Source organism: Streptomyces sp. NPDC005485, from assembly GCF_040606085.1.
In the GTDB taxonomy this organism is placed as follows: domain Bacteria; phylum Actinomycetota; class Actinomycetes; order Streptomycetales; family Streptomycetaceae; genus Streptomyces.
In genome coordinates, this window is record NZ_JBEXDZ010000007.1 from 40,906 (window position 1) to 56,157 (window position 15,252).

Genomic DNA, 15,252 nt, shown 5'->3' on the forward strand with positions numbered 1-15,252 from the left:
TAGGGACCCGCATGCGGAAGATACTCGTCGTCGGAGCCGGCCAGTCCGGACTCCAGCTCGCCCTCGGCCTCCAGTCGCACGGGTACGAGGTCACCCTGATGTCGAACCGGACGGCGGACGAGATCCGCTCCGGGCGCGTCATGTCGACACAGTGCATGTTCGACACGGCCCTGCAGCACGAGCGCGATCTCCAGCTGAACTTCTGGGAGTCCCAGGCCCCGAAGATCGAAGGACTCGGCGTCTCGGTCGCCGCCCCCGGTTCGCACGACCCGGGGCCGACCCAGCGGGCGATCGACTGGGTGGGCAGGCTCGACGGGTACGCGCAGTCGGTCGACCAGCGCGTGAAGATGGCCGGCTGGCTGGAGACGTTCGCGCAGCGCGGTGGCCAGCTGGTGATACACGGCGCGGCGGTCTCTGACCTCGACTACTTCTCCCGCACCTACGACCTCGTACTCGTCTCGGCGGGCAAGGGCGAGCTGGTCTCGATGTTCGGCCGGGATCCTGAGCGGTCCCCCTTCAGCGAACCGCAGCGCGCCCTCGCCGTCGCCTACGTCCACGGCCTCGGCCCCCGCCCCGAGCACCCGGAGCACGAGGCGGTCCGCTGCAACCTCGTCCCGGGCGTCGGCGAGCTCTTCGTGATGCCGACCCTCACCACCTCCGGCCGCGCCGACATCCTGTTCTGGGAGGGCATACCCGGCGGCCCGCTGGACGTCTTCAACGGCGTCAAGGACCCGGCCGAGCACCTCTCCCTGACCCTGGAACTCATGGAGAAGTTCACGCCCTGGGAGTACGCGCGGGCCACCAAGGTCGAACTGACCGACGTGAACGGCACGTTGGCCGGACGCTACGCCCCCACCGTCCGCAACCCGATCGGCCGCCTCCCCGGCGGCGGCCTGGTCCTGGGCGTGGCGGACGTGGTCGTGGCGAACGACCCGATCACCGGCCAGGGCTCCAACTCGGCCGCCAAGTGCGCGGCCGCGTACCTCGCCTCGATCCTCGACCAGGGCGACAAGCCCTTCGACGAGGAGTGGATGCAGGCCACCTTCGACCGCTACTGGGACACGGCCCAGCACGTGACGAAGTGGACGAACGCCATGCTCGGGGTCCCGCCGGAGCACGTGCTCAACCTGATCGGCGCGGCAGGCGGACTCCCGCCGGTCGCCGACCGTTTCGCCAACGGCTTCGACGACCCGTCGGACTTCGAGAACTTCTTCTACGAGCCCGAGAAGACCGCGGCCTACCTCGCCTCCGTCACCGGCGCGTAGCCCTCGTCCGACCCGTCCGTGGCACCGCGGGGGAGCTTCGGCGGCGTGTACCGCCGCACGGGCTCCCCGCCGGGGTCGGGCCGGACGGCGCCCAGCACCGGATTGGCCGCGATCGGCGAGACCTTGACCTTCGCCCCCGGCCGCGGGGCCTGCACCACCATGCCGTCGCCGAGGTAGAGGGCGACATGCGTGGCCTCGGGGAAGTAGATCACCAGGTCACCGGGGCGCAGCTCACCGACCGGGATGCGCGGCAGCTCGGCCCACTGCTCCTGGCTGGTCCGCGGAATCGCCTGCCCGGCATGGCCCCAGGCCTGCGAGGTCAGCCCCGAGCAGTCGTACGATGCCGGCCCCTCGGCCCCCCATTCGTACGGCTTGCCGATCTGCCGTACGGCGTACCGCAGCGCGGCGTCCCCTTCCTCGGAGGGCGCCCGCTCGCTGCTCAGCGCACCGGAGGCCACGAACTTCTGCTGCGCGGCGGCCGTCCCCGCCCGCTCCAGCGCGGCGAGCTGCCCGAGCTGCTCGGCGCTGAGCGAGGCGAGCAGTTCCTCGACGGCCTCCAGCCGCTTTCGTACGCCGTCCCGCTGCTTCTTCTGCCGCTCGGCGAGGGTGAGCCGGTCGTCGAGCGCCCTGCGGGCCTGCCGCGCCAGCGCGTCGGCCTGCTTCTCGCTCCCGGCCAGCCGCTGGACACTCTCGGCCCGCTCCTGCGACAGCTGCCGGATCACATGCCCCTCGTCGAGCGCGTGCTGCGGATCACGGGCGAGAAGGAGGCGGACGTACGAGGAGATCTCGCTGCTGTTCTGGTACTGCTGCCGCGCCAGCCGCCCCGCGACGCCACGGCTGTCGTGCAGCGAGAGCCTCGCCTTCGTGAGCCGCGCATCGATTCCGGCGACCTCGGCCCGCTTCTCCTTCAGCTTCTCGGCGGTCGCGTTGTAAGCCTCACTGGCCTGCTCGGCCTCCCGGTAAAGCCGCTGAAGGTCCGTCAGCAACTGCCTCACCGAGCGCCCTTCGGGCTCCGGCACGGCCATGGCGGGCCCGGGCGCGAGGACCACGCCGGCCGCCACCGCCGCCGTGCACACCAGACGCAGAAGCCTTCCTGACACGCCATCACCTCCGCTGCGGGGCGGCCCCTCCACTCCGCACGGCGAGCATCAGGCCCCGGGCCGGTCCGCACCTGGCGGGTGGGCGGTTCGGCGTAACGCGCTCACTCGTCCAGGGGGAGGGCGAGGACGTACGTGCACGGGGAGGCCCGTGCGTCAGCCCGCCGAGCTTCCCGAGCCGGGCTTGGACCAGGGCCACCGCAGCCCGCTGCCGGCCTTCCCCGCGCCCTTTTCACCTTCGGCGGCGTACTCGTACTTCCAACCCTGGTGAAGACCGAGCCGCGCGCTCTGCTTCGCCTGTACGCGGCGGTAGACGAGGACCGTCGGGGGCCCGCCGTCCGCGGCGGGAACCGGGACCCGGTAGATCTTCGGGGGATGGCCTGTGATGCCCAGCAGTACGGGCAGCACGCGGCCGTCCAGGGGGCCGCCCACGAAGGGCGTGTCTTCTCGCTTCACCGCACCAGTGTCACAAACGCCGCCGTCACAGCAGGTGAGCGGCGTCCCCGAGGATCGGCAGCACCCGGCGGGCCAGCGTCCCCGCGGCCCCTTCCGCGCTCTCCAGCGCGATCGCGGCCCGTACGACGTGCTCGGTCTGTGGGTCGCGGCCCGCCGTCGACACGAGCACCGCGACGAACTGCTCGACGAGCGAGTCGCGCAGCTCGTCCAGCGGCGGCTGCTTGTCCTCGTCGAGCCAGATGAGCGACGCGGCCTCCACGGCGGTGATCCACATCCGTACCGTCATGCGCAGCCGCGGCCCCGGATCCCGCGCGGCGAGATGGTCGAGGATGTGCTCGGCGGCCGCCCTGCGCACCCCGTCGACGATGGCGGTGGTCCGTGACGTCTCCACCACGCTCCCGCCCTGCAACAGTGCGCTGAACCCGGCGTCGTGCTGGTCCACGAAGGCGAGGTAGCGGTCGAGCGCCCGCCCCAGCCGCTCGGTGAGCGGCCCCTGCGGAGGCTCCGCGAAACAGTGCTCCAGCTCCTGCGCCGCCGAGCGCAGGGCGGCCTCGTACAGCTGCTGCTTGCCGCCCGGGAAGTACCGGTACACCAGGGGCCGCGACACCCCGGCCGCCTCCGCCACGTCGTCCAGCGAGATCTCCTCCGGCGCGCGGTGCGCGAAGAGCGACAGCGCCGCTTCGAGCAGCTGACGCCGCCGCTCCTCCACACTCAGCCGACGGTACGCACGGATGGGAGCCTCGGAGGTCATGTCCCGCAGCGTAACCGTGTTCGGAGACCTGAGTACTGACCGCGCACCCGCGGCCCCGGCCCCCCACCGGCACAAGGAGCCCGTGAGAGGCGCCCACGCCGGCGAGCGGCCCACGCCGGGTCAGAGCAGGCCGGACGACTTCCAGAGCCGCCGCCCCACGCCCCGAAGCACCCCGATGTCGTCCAGGAAGTCGGTCAGCCGCTTCGCGCCGGTCTGCATGACCTCCTGACGATGGCCGCTGGCCTTCACCTGGGCCACGGCCTGGTGCTTGTCGAGGCCGACGTTCGTGTACACCTCCGGGTTCACGAAGGCGACCGAGAAGACCCGGGCGAACTCGCCCGACGTGACCCGGGTGAACTCCTGCGACCACCGCGGAGCGGTCACCATCTGGCGCCGGAGCTCCTCCCGCGCGTACCGCACATGGCGGGCCTCCTCCACGACATGGATGCGCGTCACACCGCGGATCAGCGCCTGGACCCGCTCGTCGGGGAACGTCAGCCGCTGCATCCAGTCGAGGATCTCCTCACCGAGGAGCGTCGCCGTGAACGACCCCGGCGTGGTCGAGATCGTCTTGAAGAGCCGCCCGAGGTTCAGATGCGCCCGGCTGACCTGGTAGTACGGCGTGCCCCCACGGGAGATCAGCCGCGCGAACATCTTCGAGTGCCGGCACTCGTCCTCGATCTCCGTGAGCGCGTACCGCACATGCGCGCTCGTCGCCGCCTTGTCGTAGATGTGCCGTACCAGCAGCTGCATCAGGATGATCTCGAACCAGATCCCGAGCGAGGCCAGGGCCGCGGCCTCGTGCTGCGACAGCAGGATCCGCTGCTCCTCGCTCATCCGCTTCCACAGCGGGGTGCCGTACAGGGACACCAGCTCCGGTGGCCAGAACCACTTGCCGTCCTCGAAGGGCGCGTCCCAGTCCAGTTCCCTGTCGGGGTCGAAGGAGTGCTTGGCGGAAGAGTCGAGCAGCCGCTCGGCCACCTGCTCACGGTCCTTGAGCAGGCCGAGCGCGTCGCGCAGGGCATCGACTGCGTCTTCGCCTTCCGTCACGGTCGTCATCGCTGTCCCACCTCGTCGTACGGGAAGTTCACGGGTTACCGGCGGTCACCTCTTATGAGACTGCTTGTCAGCAAGCCCGTCAATCCCCTCTGCGCGACTTGTTGACCCCGCGTCTACCACGTGTGAGCCTGCGGTGTATGCCGACGCATGAGCTGTACGCCAAGGATCCGGGAGACCCCCTCTGGCAAGTGCCCGCGAGCGGCGCGGCACGCTTCAGCTGGGAGTACGACGACGGCCGTGACCGCCTGCTCGCCCTGTACCAGAAGGGCAAGGACAAGCAGTGGGACGGACGGACGCGGATCGACTGGGACCTCGAAGTCGACCCGCACGACCCCCTCGGCACCCCCGACGAGGCGATGACCCTCTACGGCACGAAGCACTGGGCCAAGCTCACCGACCGCGACAAGGGCGAACTGCGCAAGCACTACACCGCCTGGCAGTTCAGCCAGTTCCTGCACGGCGAGCAGGGCGCCATGGTCTGCGCGGCCCGCATAGTCGAGTCCGTCCCGGACCTGGACGCGAAGTTCTACTCGGCGACCCAGACCATGGACGAGGCGCGCCACGCGGAGATCTACGGCCGCTTCCTGCACGAGAAGATCGGGATGCTCTACCCGATCAACGACAACCTCCAGTCGCTGCTGGGCGACACCCTGCGCGACTCCCGCTGGGACATGCCCTACCTCGGCATGCAGGTGCTCATCGAGGGGCTGGCCCTCGCCGCCTTCGGCATGATCCGCGACACCACCGACAAGCCTCTCCCGAAACAGATACTCGCGTACGTCATGCAGGACGAGGCCCGCCACGTCGCCTTCGGCCGCATGGCGCTGCGCGACTACTACAAGCAGCTCAGCGACGCCGAACTGCGCGAACGCGAGGAATTCGTCATCGAGGGCTGCTACTTGATGCGCGACCGGCTGCGCGGCATCGAGGTCCTGGAGAACTTCGGCATCCCGAAGGCCGAGGCCGAGGAGTGCAGCGAGCAGTCCGAATTCCTGCACCTCTTCCGCCAGTTGCTCTTCAGCCGCATCGTCCCGTGCGTGAAGGACATCGGCCTGTGGGGCAAACGCCTCCAGGAGGCGTACGTCGACATGGGCGTCTTCGACATGGGCAACTCGAACCTGGACCTCCTGATGTCCCAGGACGAGGAGATCGCGGAGAAGCTGGACGCGGAGCGGTTCGCGGCGGAGGAGGGGGCGCGGGTCGCCGAGGTGCGGAACGCGATCGACGCGGGCGCGTCCTCGGCCCCATCATCGGACACATGACCGACCAGACGCCCACCACCACGCCCGCCACGCCCGCCGCGGAGCGATCCGCCGCCCGCCGCAGCCTCGAAGGCCTCGCCCTCGGGGACGCCTTCGGCGAGCGCTGGTTCCCGCTCTTCCGCGACCCTCCGCAGGCGTACGAGGAGGTCCGCGCCCGGCGCATGCCCGAGGAGCCGGACTGGCACTGGACGGACGACACGGCGATGGCGCTAGGCATCCTGCGGATCCTGGACGAGCACGGCGAGATCCGCCGCACCGAACTGGCCCAGGTGTTCGGCCTCGGCTACGACGCCGACCCGGCCCGCGGTTACGGCTACGGCATGCACGAACTCCTGCCCCGCCTGGTCCAGGAGCCGCACCGCTGGCGGGAGTTGGCGAGCGGGCTCTTCGCGGGCGAGGGCAGCCTCGGCAACGGAGCCGCCATGCGGGTGGCCCCGCTGGGCGCCTGGTTCCACGGCAGCCTGCCCCGCGTCGTCGAGCAGGCGACGCTCTCGGCGGAGGTGACCCACGCGCACCCGGAGGGCATCGCCGGCGCGGTCGCCGTGGCCGTCGCGGCCGCACTGTCCACCCGCGGTGAACTGGACATCGAGACCGTCGCGTCGGCCACTCCGGCGAGCGCGGTCCGCGAGGGCCTTCTGCGCGCGGCCGCCCTGCCCTTCGCGACCGAGCCCTGGAACGCCGCCGACGTGCTCGGCAACGGGCAGCGCGTCCGCGCCGACGACACGGTCCCCTTCGCCGTCTGGAGCGCCGCCCGGCACCCCGACGACCTCGTCGCCGCCCTGTGGACCACGGCCGAGGGCTTCGGCGACGTCGACACCACCTGCGCGATCACGGGCGGAATCGTCGGAGCCCGTACAGGAGTCGACGGCGTACCGAAGGAGTGGCTGGAGCGCAGGGAGTCGCTTCCCGGCGGCGCCTAGGGGGTGTTTGAAAGTCCCGCACAGCACCCACAGCGCCCGGCACGCACCCTCGCCGCACCGACCGAAGCCCCAAGTACGTCCAGTACGAGGACCTTCGTCCGGCACGCCGAGGGCACGCACCGAACACCGCGGGCACCGCGGACACCGCACAGGACTTTCAGAACACCCCCTAGGACCTGCCCGGCCGGGCAGGTCCTAGGCCGTGGCGACCGGCTCGGCGGCTCCCAACGGCTTCGCCGGGCCGGCCGGATATGACGTCCGCAGCGTGAACGCGTACGGCGCAGCCCCGTGTTCGCGCACGTGCAGCAGCCGCTCCTCCGCCTCCCCGACCGTCGGCCGATGACCCGCGGGCACCCACCACAGCACCGCCATCGCCTCCTCCACCCGCTCGAACCACTCGCGCCGCCGGGCGAGCAGCTCCCGGTGCTGACCCTGGTACATGAAGGCCGTCAGGGCGTTGTTGTCGCGCCAGGTGGACATGTTGATGATCAGCCAGGAGTCGTCGAAGACGGCGATGTCCGTCGCGTCGCCGGAGTCGCTCTGCAGACGCCAGACGAAGCCGTCGGCAGCGTCGGCGACGGCGTTCACCGGGTCGAGTGCATCCACGAAGTCCTTCAACTCCGGTGAGTCCAACGGGAATTTGAGGCGGGCGATGTTGACCTGGGCGAGTTCGTACGCGGCGGTTTCCCTCGTGGCTGTCATGGACCGAACGTTAGGTCGGCCGGGGAGGCCTCACCACCCCCGTCTCACAACCCGAGCACCGCCTGCATGACCGCCTTCGCGATCGGCGCCGCATCCCCGCCCCCGCTGATGTCCCCGCGGTCGGCGTCCGCGTCCTCGACGACGACCGCGACGGCGACGGCGGGCTGCAGGGCGTCGTCCGCCTGCGCCCAGGAGATGAACCAGGCGTACGGCGTACCGGCGTTGCCGATGCCGTGCTGGGCGGTGCCGGTCTTGCCGCCGACCGTCGCGCCGGGAATCGCGGCGTTCGTGCCGGTGCCCTCGCTCACGACGTCCGTCATCATCTCGCGCAGCCGCATCGCGGTCGCCGGGTTCATCGCCTGGTGCAGGGTCCGCGGCCCGGCCGTCGACACCGTGCCGCCGCCCGCGGAAGTCCTTCTCTCCACCAGATAGGGCGACTTGACCGAGCCGCCGCCCGCCACGGCCGCCGAGAGCATCGCCATCTGGAGGGGCGTGGCGCGGGTGTCGAACTGTCCGATGGAGGAGAGGGCCAGCTGCGCCTTGTCCAGCCGGGTGTCGAAGTTGCTGGGCGCGACGGGGAACGGGATCCTCAACCCACGGTTGTTGAAGCCGAAGTTGGCGGCCGTGCCCGTCATGTCGCGCAACCCCACATCCACGCCCAGCTTCGCGAAGACCGTGTTGCACGACCACTCGAAGGCGTACCGCAGCGAGGCGTCCTCGCACCCGTCGACCTCGTTGGTGAGCGACGTGGTGGTGCCGGGCAGCGTGTACGGGTTGGGGGACTTCGTCGGCGCGTCCACATCGGTCACCACACCCGACTCCAGCGCCGCCGCGGCGGTCACCACCTTGAACGTCGAACCCGGCGGATAGGTCTGCCGGATGGCCCGGTTGAGCATCGGCCTGGACTCGTCACCGTTGAGCCGCCGCCAGGCTCTTGTCACCTCCTCCCCGGTCCCGGACAGCTCGCCGGGGTCGTACGACGGCGCGGAGACCAGCGCGAGGATCCTGCCGGTCGACGGTTCGATCGCCGCCACCGCGCCCCGGCGGTCGCCGAGTCCGCCGTACGCCGCCTGCTGCGCGGCCTCGTTGATGGTGGTGACGACCTTGCCGCCGGCGTTCTGGGCGCGTGTGACGTCGTTCCACAGGGGGAGCGGGGAGAGCATCGGGTCGGTGCCGGACAGGACGCTGTCCTCGGCGCTTTCCAGGAACGCGGTGCCGTACACCTGGGAGGCGAAGCCCGTGACGGGCGCGTACAACGGGCCGTTGCGGTACGTCCGTTCGTAGCGGAGTTGCTCGCCGGTGTCCCGGGAGCCGGTGACGGACCGGCCGTCGACCACGATGTCGCCGCGTGGCTGGCCCCAACGGGCGATCGTCTGGCGGCGGTTGGCGGGATTGTCGTCGTAGGAGGAGGCCTGGAGGACCTGGACGCGGGTGGCGTTCACCAGCAGGGCGACCAGCAGGACGGCGCACAGGACCGCGGCTCTGCGGATGTACTTGGTCACGGGGCGGCCGTCCCGTCGTACTGGCTGCGGGCCGAGTCGCTGATCCGGATCAGCAGGGCCACGATGAGCCAGTTGGTGACGACGGAGGAGCCGCCCTGCGCGAGGAACGGCATCGCCATGCCCGTCAGGGGGATCAGCCCGGTCACGCCGCCCGCGATCACGAAGACCTGGAGCGCGATGATCGAGGCGAGACCGATCGCGAGGAGCCGTCCGAAGGGGTCGCGCAGGGCGAGGCCGGCCCGGTAGCCGCGCTCGACGAGCAGGGCGTAGAGCAGGAAGATTCCCGACAGTCCGACCAGACCCAGTTCCTCGCCCGCCGTCGCCAGGATGAAGTCCGACTTGGCGGCGAAGCCGATGAGGATCGAGTGGCCGAGGCCCAGGCCCGTGCCGAGCATTCCGCCGGCGGCGAACGCGAAGAGGGACTGGGCGAGTTGGTTGGGCCCGTCGCCCGCCTCGATCGACGCGAAGGGATGCAGCCAGTCCTGCACCCTGCTGTGGACGTGCGGTTCGAGCCAGCCGACCGCGACGGCGCCGACGCAGGCGAGCAGCAGGCCGACCGCGATCCAGCCGGTGCGGCCGCTGGCGACGTAGAGCAGGATGACGAACAGCCCGAAGAAGAGCAGCGACGTGCCGAGGTCCCGCTCCAGGACCAGCACGCCCACGCTCAGCAGCCAGATGGCGACGATCGGGCCGAGGACGCGGCCGGTGGGCAGCTGGAGCCGCCGGAACCGCCAGATCCGGCGTCCGCTGTACGCGAGCGCGTTGCGGTTGGCCGACAGGTATCCGGCGAAGAACACCGCCAGCAGGACCTTCGCGAACTCGCCGGGCTGGATGGAGAACCCGGCGATCCGCACCCAGATCCGGGCGCCGTTCACGGGCGGGAAGAAGACCGGCAGAAGCAGCAGGAACAGCGCGGTGACGACCGAGACGTACGCGTAGCGCCGCAGCACCCGGTGGTCGCGCAGCAGGACCACGGCCGCGATGAACAGCCCGACGCCGAGCGTCGACCAGACGAGCTGCGTGGTGGCCGCCCGGTCGTGCGGGGTCTCCAGGTCGAGCCGGTAGATCAGCACCAGGCCGAGGCCGTTGAGCAGCACGGCGATCGGCAGGAGCAGCGGATCGGCGTACGGCGCCCGCAGCCGCACCGCGAGATGCGCGAGCAGGGCGAGCACGCCGAGCCCGGCGCCGTAACCGGCGGCGCCGGGCGGGACGGTGCCGTTCTTGGCGAGACCGACAGCGCAGTAGCCGTACACGGAGAGCAGGACGGCGACGACGATGAGGGTGAACTCGATGCCACGGCGCCGGGTGAGGCGTACACCGGGAGTCGGCGGATCCGCTGCCACGGTGGTTCCGGCATTGATCGTCATGTCCGGAACGTACCCAAATCAGGCGTCTTGAGTGCCTTGCTGCTCAGCACCAGCGTGGCGCGGGCCCGATGTTGTCGATGTAGCGCGCCGCGCCCCAGGCCCAGGTGCCGTCGGTCAGGAGGTACCAGAGCGGGTTTCCGCCGATGGTCTCGCCCGGCGTCTTGCAGAAGATCGAGACGATCGAGCCGTAGGGGGCCGTGCGGATGTACGCACCGCCGCGGTTGGGTGCGCCGCGCAGGATCAGGCCGCCGCGGGCGGTGACCCGGCCCTCGTAGAGGCGTGGGTTCTGGTGGTCACCGTGGTGCTCGCCGTGATGTCCCCAGCCGTCGTTGCGGCTGCTGACCCCGGGGTCGTCGCCCCATTCGTCGTTCGCGACGGCGGGGGTCGTGGCGGCGAGGGCGACGAGGGCGCCGCCCGCGGCGGCTATGGCGAGACGGGTGAGGATGGACCGCAGGGCCATGAGGGCTCCTCCAGAAATGGGGCGAAGCTGACTAATCGCCACATTAGGAGGGGGTTCGGGTGTGCGCAGTTCACAGTGAGCCATCGGGGACGCGGACCTCGCCCGGCGCCGCCGCCGGACGGGGCCCGCACTGAGGGAGCGTCAGTGTCGCCACCGCGCCGCCGTCGGGCGCGTTGGCGAACACGAGCCGTGCGCCGAGCACCTCCGCCTGGCCGAGCGCGATCGTCAGCCCGAGCCCGTGGCCCTTCGAACCGCCCTCGGTGCGGAAGCGCTGCGGCCCGTGCTCCACGAGGTAGCCGGGGAAGCCGTCGCCGTGGTCCCGCACGGTGACGACCGGCCCGTCGACGGTCAGCACCACCGGCCCCCTGCCGTGCTTGTGCGCGTTCGCCACCAGATTCCCGAGCACCCGCTCAAGGCGCCGCCGGTCGGTCTCGACGCGCGCGTCGCGTACGACACGGATCTCCGTGCCGGTACCAGGGCCGATGCCGGTACCAGGGCCGGTGCCGGTCCCGGCGTCCGTCCCCGTCCCGGCGTCCGTCCCCGTGCCGGTTGCCGAGGCCCGCACCATCCGCACCACCCGCTCGGCCAGCGGGGCGAGCTGCTCGGAGTCCAGGTCGAGGCGCTCGCTGCGGGTGTCCAGCCGGGAGATCTCCAGCAGGTCCTCGGTGAGCGTGCGCAGGGCGGCCACCCGGTCTCGTACGAGCTCGGTCGGGCGGCCCGGCGGCAGCAGTTCGGCCGCCGCGTGCAGCCCGGTCAGCGGGGTGCGCAGCTCGTGCGCCACGTCCGCGGTGAACCGCTGCTCGCTCAGCAGCTTGCTCTGCAGGGAGGCCGCCATCGTGTCGAGGGCTCCCGCGACCGCGGCCACCTCGTCCTGGTGGCGCGTCGGATCCTGGGTACGCGGATCGTCGACGCGCGCGTCCAGGTCGCCCGCGCTGATCCGCCGCGCCACCTGCGCCGTCGCGTGCAGCCGCCGGGTCACCCGGGTCACCGCGAACGACCCCACCAGCAGCGTCGCGCCGATCGCCAGCGCCGACGACCACACGATGGCCCGGTCGAGCGCCTCGATGGCGTGGGCACCCTGCGAGTAGTCGACCCGCACGGCGAGCGCGCGCCCGCCGTCGGCGGGGCCGGCCGCCCACATCGTGGGGTGCGGGTCGTCGTCGCCGACCATCGTGCCGCGCTGCCCGACCGAGGCGAGCGTCCGCAGCGGCTCCGGCATTCCGGGGAGATCGACCCCGGCACCCCGCGGGAGCCGGTCGCCCGCCTCGTACGCCGCCGCCACCTCGGTCAGCCGGTCCAGCGCCAGATCGCGCGCCTCACCGACGGTCTGGTCGGTCACCGAGACATGCACGAGCAGACCGAGGAGCGCGGCGAGCGCGCAGCACATCACCGTGATGAAGGCGGCCGCCTTCCAGGTGAGGGTGGCGGTCCAGTGGGGGAGGGCGGGTCTGCGGAGTCCGGCCCTGCGGAGCCCTGGTCTGCGGAGCTCTGGTCTGTGGAGCTCTGGTCTGTGGGGTCCGGGTCTCATGAGGCGCTCTCGGAGGGCGCCGGGGAGGTGGTGGGAGGGGCGGTGCCGTGACGGGACGGGGAGGGGGTCCCCACCCGGAGGATCTCGTCGCGCGTCGCCAGCATCGCGTCCTGCTCCGCGTCCCAGGACCAGACCGTGCGGTACTCGTAGCCCGGCAGCGTCGAGGGCGAGCGGATGATCACGTCACGGCCCGCGATCTCCACGCTGACCGTGCTGTCCGAGGTCCCCATGATCTGCACCAGCTTGTGGTGCAGGAACGTGTACACGCGTACCGCCAGCTGGTCGTCGGGGAGACGGATGCCGAGGACGAGGTCGTCCTTCCCGTCTCCGGTGAGATCGCGGTAGTACGCCTGGAGGATGGGGCAGTTCTTGCTGCTCTTCCGTTCCTGGCCCTGGTCCTGGCCCTGGTGCTTGTTCTTGCTCTTGTTACTGCAGTCCTTGAGCTGTTGGACCGTCTTCGCGTACACCGCGTGCGGGCCGGTGTAGTCGTCCGGGTGCGCGGCCACCTCCGCGCGTACGACGTCGACGGGGTCGACCTTGTGGATGTCGTCGCCCGGTGCCGTGACGCCCTTGACCGTCTCGGTGTCCGCCTCGCCGTAGTCGAGCGCCGGGGTCGAGGCGGGCGGCACCTGGGGCCAGAGCTTCGTGGGCCCGACGGCCGTGGGGGTTGCTCCGGCGCCCTTGAGGGCGCCCGCGTCGCCGCAGCCCGCCAGGGCCGACGCCAGCACGGCGGAGGTGGCGGCGCCGAGGGCCGCGCGTGCGAGGCGGCTGTGGATCACTGCACTCCTGCGTCAGGTGACCGTTCTCGTACACACCTTATTCGTAGGGAAGTCCTTTTTGTTCACCGGTGGGGGTGGGTGGGTGCACGGGGGCGGCCGGCGCCGGCTGTCACTCGGCGAGTTCCTCCAGCAGGCGGGCCGTGGCGAGGCCGGTCTGCAGGTACTCGACGAACAGTTCGTTGTGCAGCGCCCACGGCGAGCGCCGGGTGCGGATGAGCCGTATCGCCTCGTCGGGGGAGTGGCCCCTGCGGATCAGCGCATGCGCGACGACGAGCCCCGAGCGGTTGTAGCCGTGGTAGCAGCGGACCAGTACGCGGCGGCCCTCGTCGAGCGCGTCGCAGGCGGCCTGCGCCAGACGGATCACGCCGGCCAGTTGCGTGCCGTCCAGCGGCCCGTCCGGGACGGCCCACACATGGTGCTCGACGCCCGGGTCCGGGCCGTGCCCCGGAAGCCGCAGCAGCGTCAGGACGAGGTCGAACTCATCGTGCACGACAGCGAATTCGAGCTGCCCCAAGTCCCCCGCGAACTCGTGCCCGCCCATCCACAGACCGGGCACGACCTCGCTCCACGGGTTGTCCGGAGCCGGTACATCGGGTTGCTTTCTGCGGGTCCGCAACGATGCCTCCCAGTCCCACCCAACTCCCCCAACTGCTCACAAAGGTAACCGGGTTCTTGCCCCCGGAGCACCCCGCCTGTTCCCATGGTCAAGGGGTGATGGTGCATGAGCGGACTGCGCGTCATACCGACCTGGCGGCATGGTCAGGAGCGGTTGTACGTCTGCCTGACGGACGGGAGGAACGTCGCCTGGTACGACCGTGAGGCTGCCCGGGTCAACCTGCTCAGCGACGACCGGCGGGAGGACGTGCTCGATGCGCTCGGGCCGTTCCTGACCGGCCCGGTGACGGTGGGACCGCCCCCCGTCCCGACCCCGGCGGAGCTGGCCCGGCTCACGCTTCACCCGGACGACGACCTCGCGCCGAACCGTCCCGGCGAGGCGCTGGTGATCGACCTCGACCGCGACCCGGGGCCGGCGCACCGCCTGCGTCCCGACCCGCGGCGGCGGGCGCTCGCCGCGGAACAGGCAGTGGGCGAGGCCCTCGACCGGCTGGAGGGCGCGGGCTGGCACACCCTGCACTCCGTGTCGCTGCCGGGCGGCGACCGCATCCACCACCTGGTCATCGGCCCCGGCGGACTCTTCGCCGTACGCACGGTGTACGCCCGCAAGCAGCGGGTCCTGGTCGCCGACCCCATGGTCACGATCGGCCGCCGCGAACCGGTGGCGCTGCTGCGCCGCGTCCGCGCCGACGCCGACCGCGCGTCGTACGCCCTCACGGCCGAGGTCCGCCCCCTCCTCGCCCTCAGCGGCCCCACCACCCTGGAGATCACCACCCCGCCCCGCGAGGTCCGCATCCTCCAGGACACCGACCTCACCACCCTCGCCCACCTCGGCGGCACCCTCAAACCGGCCGACGTAGAGGCCCTCCACGCAATGGCGAGGGACCGGCGTACGTGGTTGGAGGTGTGACGGGGAGGGCTTGGCTGGGGTATTCGTGCGACTGCCCAGCCATGCAGCGGGGTGCGTGTGCGTGTTGCGCCGGGGGGCTGCCCACCCACACTGCGGCGGGTGCGCGTGGAGGTCGGGGCGGTTGCCCACCCAGCAGCGGCGGGTGCGTGTGGCGCCGGGTGGCCGGCGAAGCCGCGTCACTGCGGGCGTGCGTGGAGGTAGGGGCGGCTGCCCGCCCACGCTGCGGCGGTGCGTGGGGTGCCGGGTGGCCGGCGGAGCCTCGTTTGTGCGGGCGCGCGTGTGGCTGGGGGCGGCTGCCCGCCCAGCAGTGGCGGGTGCGTGGGGTGCCGGGTGGCCGGCGAAGCCTCGTTTCTGCGGGCGCGCGTGTGGCTGGGGGCGGTTGCCCACCCGGCAGTGGCGGGTGCGTGGGGTGCCGGGTGGCCGGCGGAGCCTCGTTTCTGCGGGCAATTGTGCCGCCAGGGGCGGCACGGGTGGGCGCAGCGGCGCCCCGTAAGCGCCGGGCTGCGCAACCCACCCCCGCCCAGCAACCACGCCGGGTGACCAGCAAAGGAAGCGGCACCCGGGGCCTACCCACCCACC

15 protein-coding genes are annotated in these 15,252 nt (G+C 71.5%); 4 read left to right on the top strand and 11 right to left on the bottom strand.

Going from position 1 to position 15,252, the window contains the following annotated elements; genetic code table 11:
* Nucleotides 1-11: 11 nt before the first annotated feature.
* Nucleotides 12-1,265, top strand: a complete 1,254-nt coding sequence (locus tag ABZS97_RS04485) for a styrene monooxygenase/indole monooxygenase family protein (protein ID WP_356133440.1) — start codon at nt 12-14, stop codon at nt 1,263-1,265.
* Here the strand turns inward: ABZS97_RS04485 and ABZS97_RS04490 are convergent.
* The 4 genes from ABZS97_RS04490 to ABZS97_RS04505 form a co-directional block, all read right to left on the bottom strand.
* Nucleotides 1,238-2,365: an NlpC/P60 family protein gene (locus tag ABZS97_RS04490; protein WP_356133442.1), complete on the bottom strand. Its 1,128-nt coding sequence runs from the start codon at nt 2,363-2,365 to the stop codon at nt 1,238-1,240. The genes ABZS97_RS04485 and ABZS97_RS04490 overlap by 28 nt on opposite strands.
* A 153-nt stretch (nt 2,366-2,518) precedes the next feature.
* Complete coding sequence (locus ABZS97_RS04495) at nt 2,519-2,818, bottom strand: hypothetical protein (protein ID WP_356133444.1); 300 nt, start codon at nt 2,816-2,818, stop codon at nt 2,519-2,521.
* A gap of 25 nt (nt 2,819-2,843) precedes the next feature.
* Nucleotides 2,844-3,569 carry a TetR/AcrR family transcriptional regulator gene (locus tag ABZS97_RS04500; RefSeq protein WP_356133446.1) on the bottom strand — a complete coding sequence of 242 codons (726 nt, stop codon included), beginning with the start codon at nt 3,567-3,569 and terminating at the stop codon, nt 2,844-2,846.
* A gap of 120 nt (nt 3,570-3,689) precedes the next feature.
* Nucleotides 3,690-4,628 carry a diiron oxygenase gene (locus ABZS97_RS04505; RefSeq protein ID WP_356133448.1) on the bottom strand — a complete coding sequence of 313 codons (939 nt, stop codon included), beginning with the start codon at nt 4,626-4,628 and terminating at the stop codon, nt 3,690-3,692.
* A gap of 137 nt (nt 4,629-4,765) precedes the next feature.
* Between ABZS97_RS04505 and ABZS97_RS04510 the strand changes: the two genes are divergently transcribed.
* Together ABZS97_RS04510 and ABZS97_RS04515 are read left to right on the top strand one after the other, a co-directional pair.
* Nucleotides 4,766-5,890 (top strand): ferritin-like domain-containing protein, encoded by a 1,125-nt coding sequence (locus ABZS97_RS04510; RefSeq protein ID WP_356133450.1) that lies wholly within the window; start codon nt 4,766-4,768, stop codon nt 5,888-5,890.
* Entirely contained in the window at nt 5,887-6,810 is a 924-nt protein-coding gene (locus ABZS97_RS04515; protein WP_356133452.1) for an ADP-ribosylglycohydrolase family protein, read from the top strand. Before ABZS97_RS04510 ends, ABZS97_RS04515 begins: the two co-directional genes overlap by 4 nt.
* A 195-nt stretch (nt 6,811-7,005) precedes the next feature.
* On the opposite strand, the gene ABZS97_RS04520 is transcribed toward ABZS97_RS04515, so the two are convergent.
* From ABZS97_RS04520 to ABZS97_RS04550, 7 genes are all read right to left on the bottom strand, one after another.
* Entirely contained in the window at nt 7,006-7,512 is a 507-nt protein-coding gene (locus ABZS97_RS04520) for a DUF3291 domain-containing protein (protein ID WP_356133454.1), read from the bottom strand.
* Nucleotides 7,513-7,556: 44 nt separating this feature from the next.
* Nucleotides 7,557-9,014 (bottom strand): penicillin-binding transpeptidase domain-containing protein, encoded by a 1,458-nt coding sequence (locus ABZS97_RS04525; protein ID WP_356133456.1) that lies wholly within the window; start codon nt 9,012-9,014, stop codon nt 7,557-7,559.
* Nucleotides 9,011-10,381, bottom strand: a complete 1,371-nt coding sequence (locus ABZS97_RS04530; protein WP_356133458.1) for an FtsW/RodA/SpoVE family cell cycle protein — start codon at nt 10,379-10,381, stop codon at nt 9,011-9,013. Before ABZS97_RS04530 ends, ABZS97_RS04525 begins: the two co-directional genes overlap by 4 nt.
* Before the next feature lie 43 nt (nt 10,382-10,424).
* The gene (locus ABZS97_RS04535) at nt 10,425-10,841 is read right to left on the bottom strand and encodes an SH3 domain-containing protein (RefSeq protein ID WP_356133461.1); all 417 of its coding nucleotides are present in this window, start codon (nt 10,839-10,841) and stop codon (nt 10,425-10,427) included.
* A gap of 70 nt (nt 10,842-10,911) precedes the next feature.
* On the bottom strand, nt 10,912-12,369 hold the full coding sequence (locus ABZS97_RS04540) for a HAMP domain-containing sensor histidine kinase (protein ID WP_356133464.1): 1,458 nt from the start codon (nt 12,367-12,369) through the stop codon (nt 10,912-10,914).
* Nucleotides 12,366-13,148 carry a hypothetical protein gene (locus ABZS97_RS04545; protein WP_356133469.1) on the bottom strand — a complete coding sequence of 261 codons (783 nt, stop codon included), beginning with the start codon at nt 13,146-13,148 and terminating at the stop codon, nt 12,366-12,368. The genes ABZS97_RS04540 and ABZS97_RS04545 overlap by 4 nt, the downstream gene beginning before the upstream one ends.
* 109 nt (nt 13,149-13,257) lie before the next feature.
* Nucleotides 13,258-13,764, bottom strand: coding sequence for a dual specificity protein phosphatase (locus ABZS97_RS04550; protein WP_356133471.1), 507 nt, complete (start codon nt 13,762-13,764; stop codon nt 13,258-13,260).
* 105 nt (nt 13,765-13,869) lie between these two features.
* Between ABZS97_RS04550 and ABZS97_RS04555 the strand changes: the two genes are divergently transcribed.
* Nucleotides 13,870-14,673, top strand: a complete 804-nt coding sequence (locus tag ABZS97_RS04555) for a nuclease-related domain-containing protein (RefSeq protein WP_356133473.1) — start codon at nt 13,870-13,872, stop codon at nt 14,671-14,673.
* Nucleotides 14,674-15,252 lie beyond the last annotated feature (579 nt).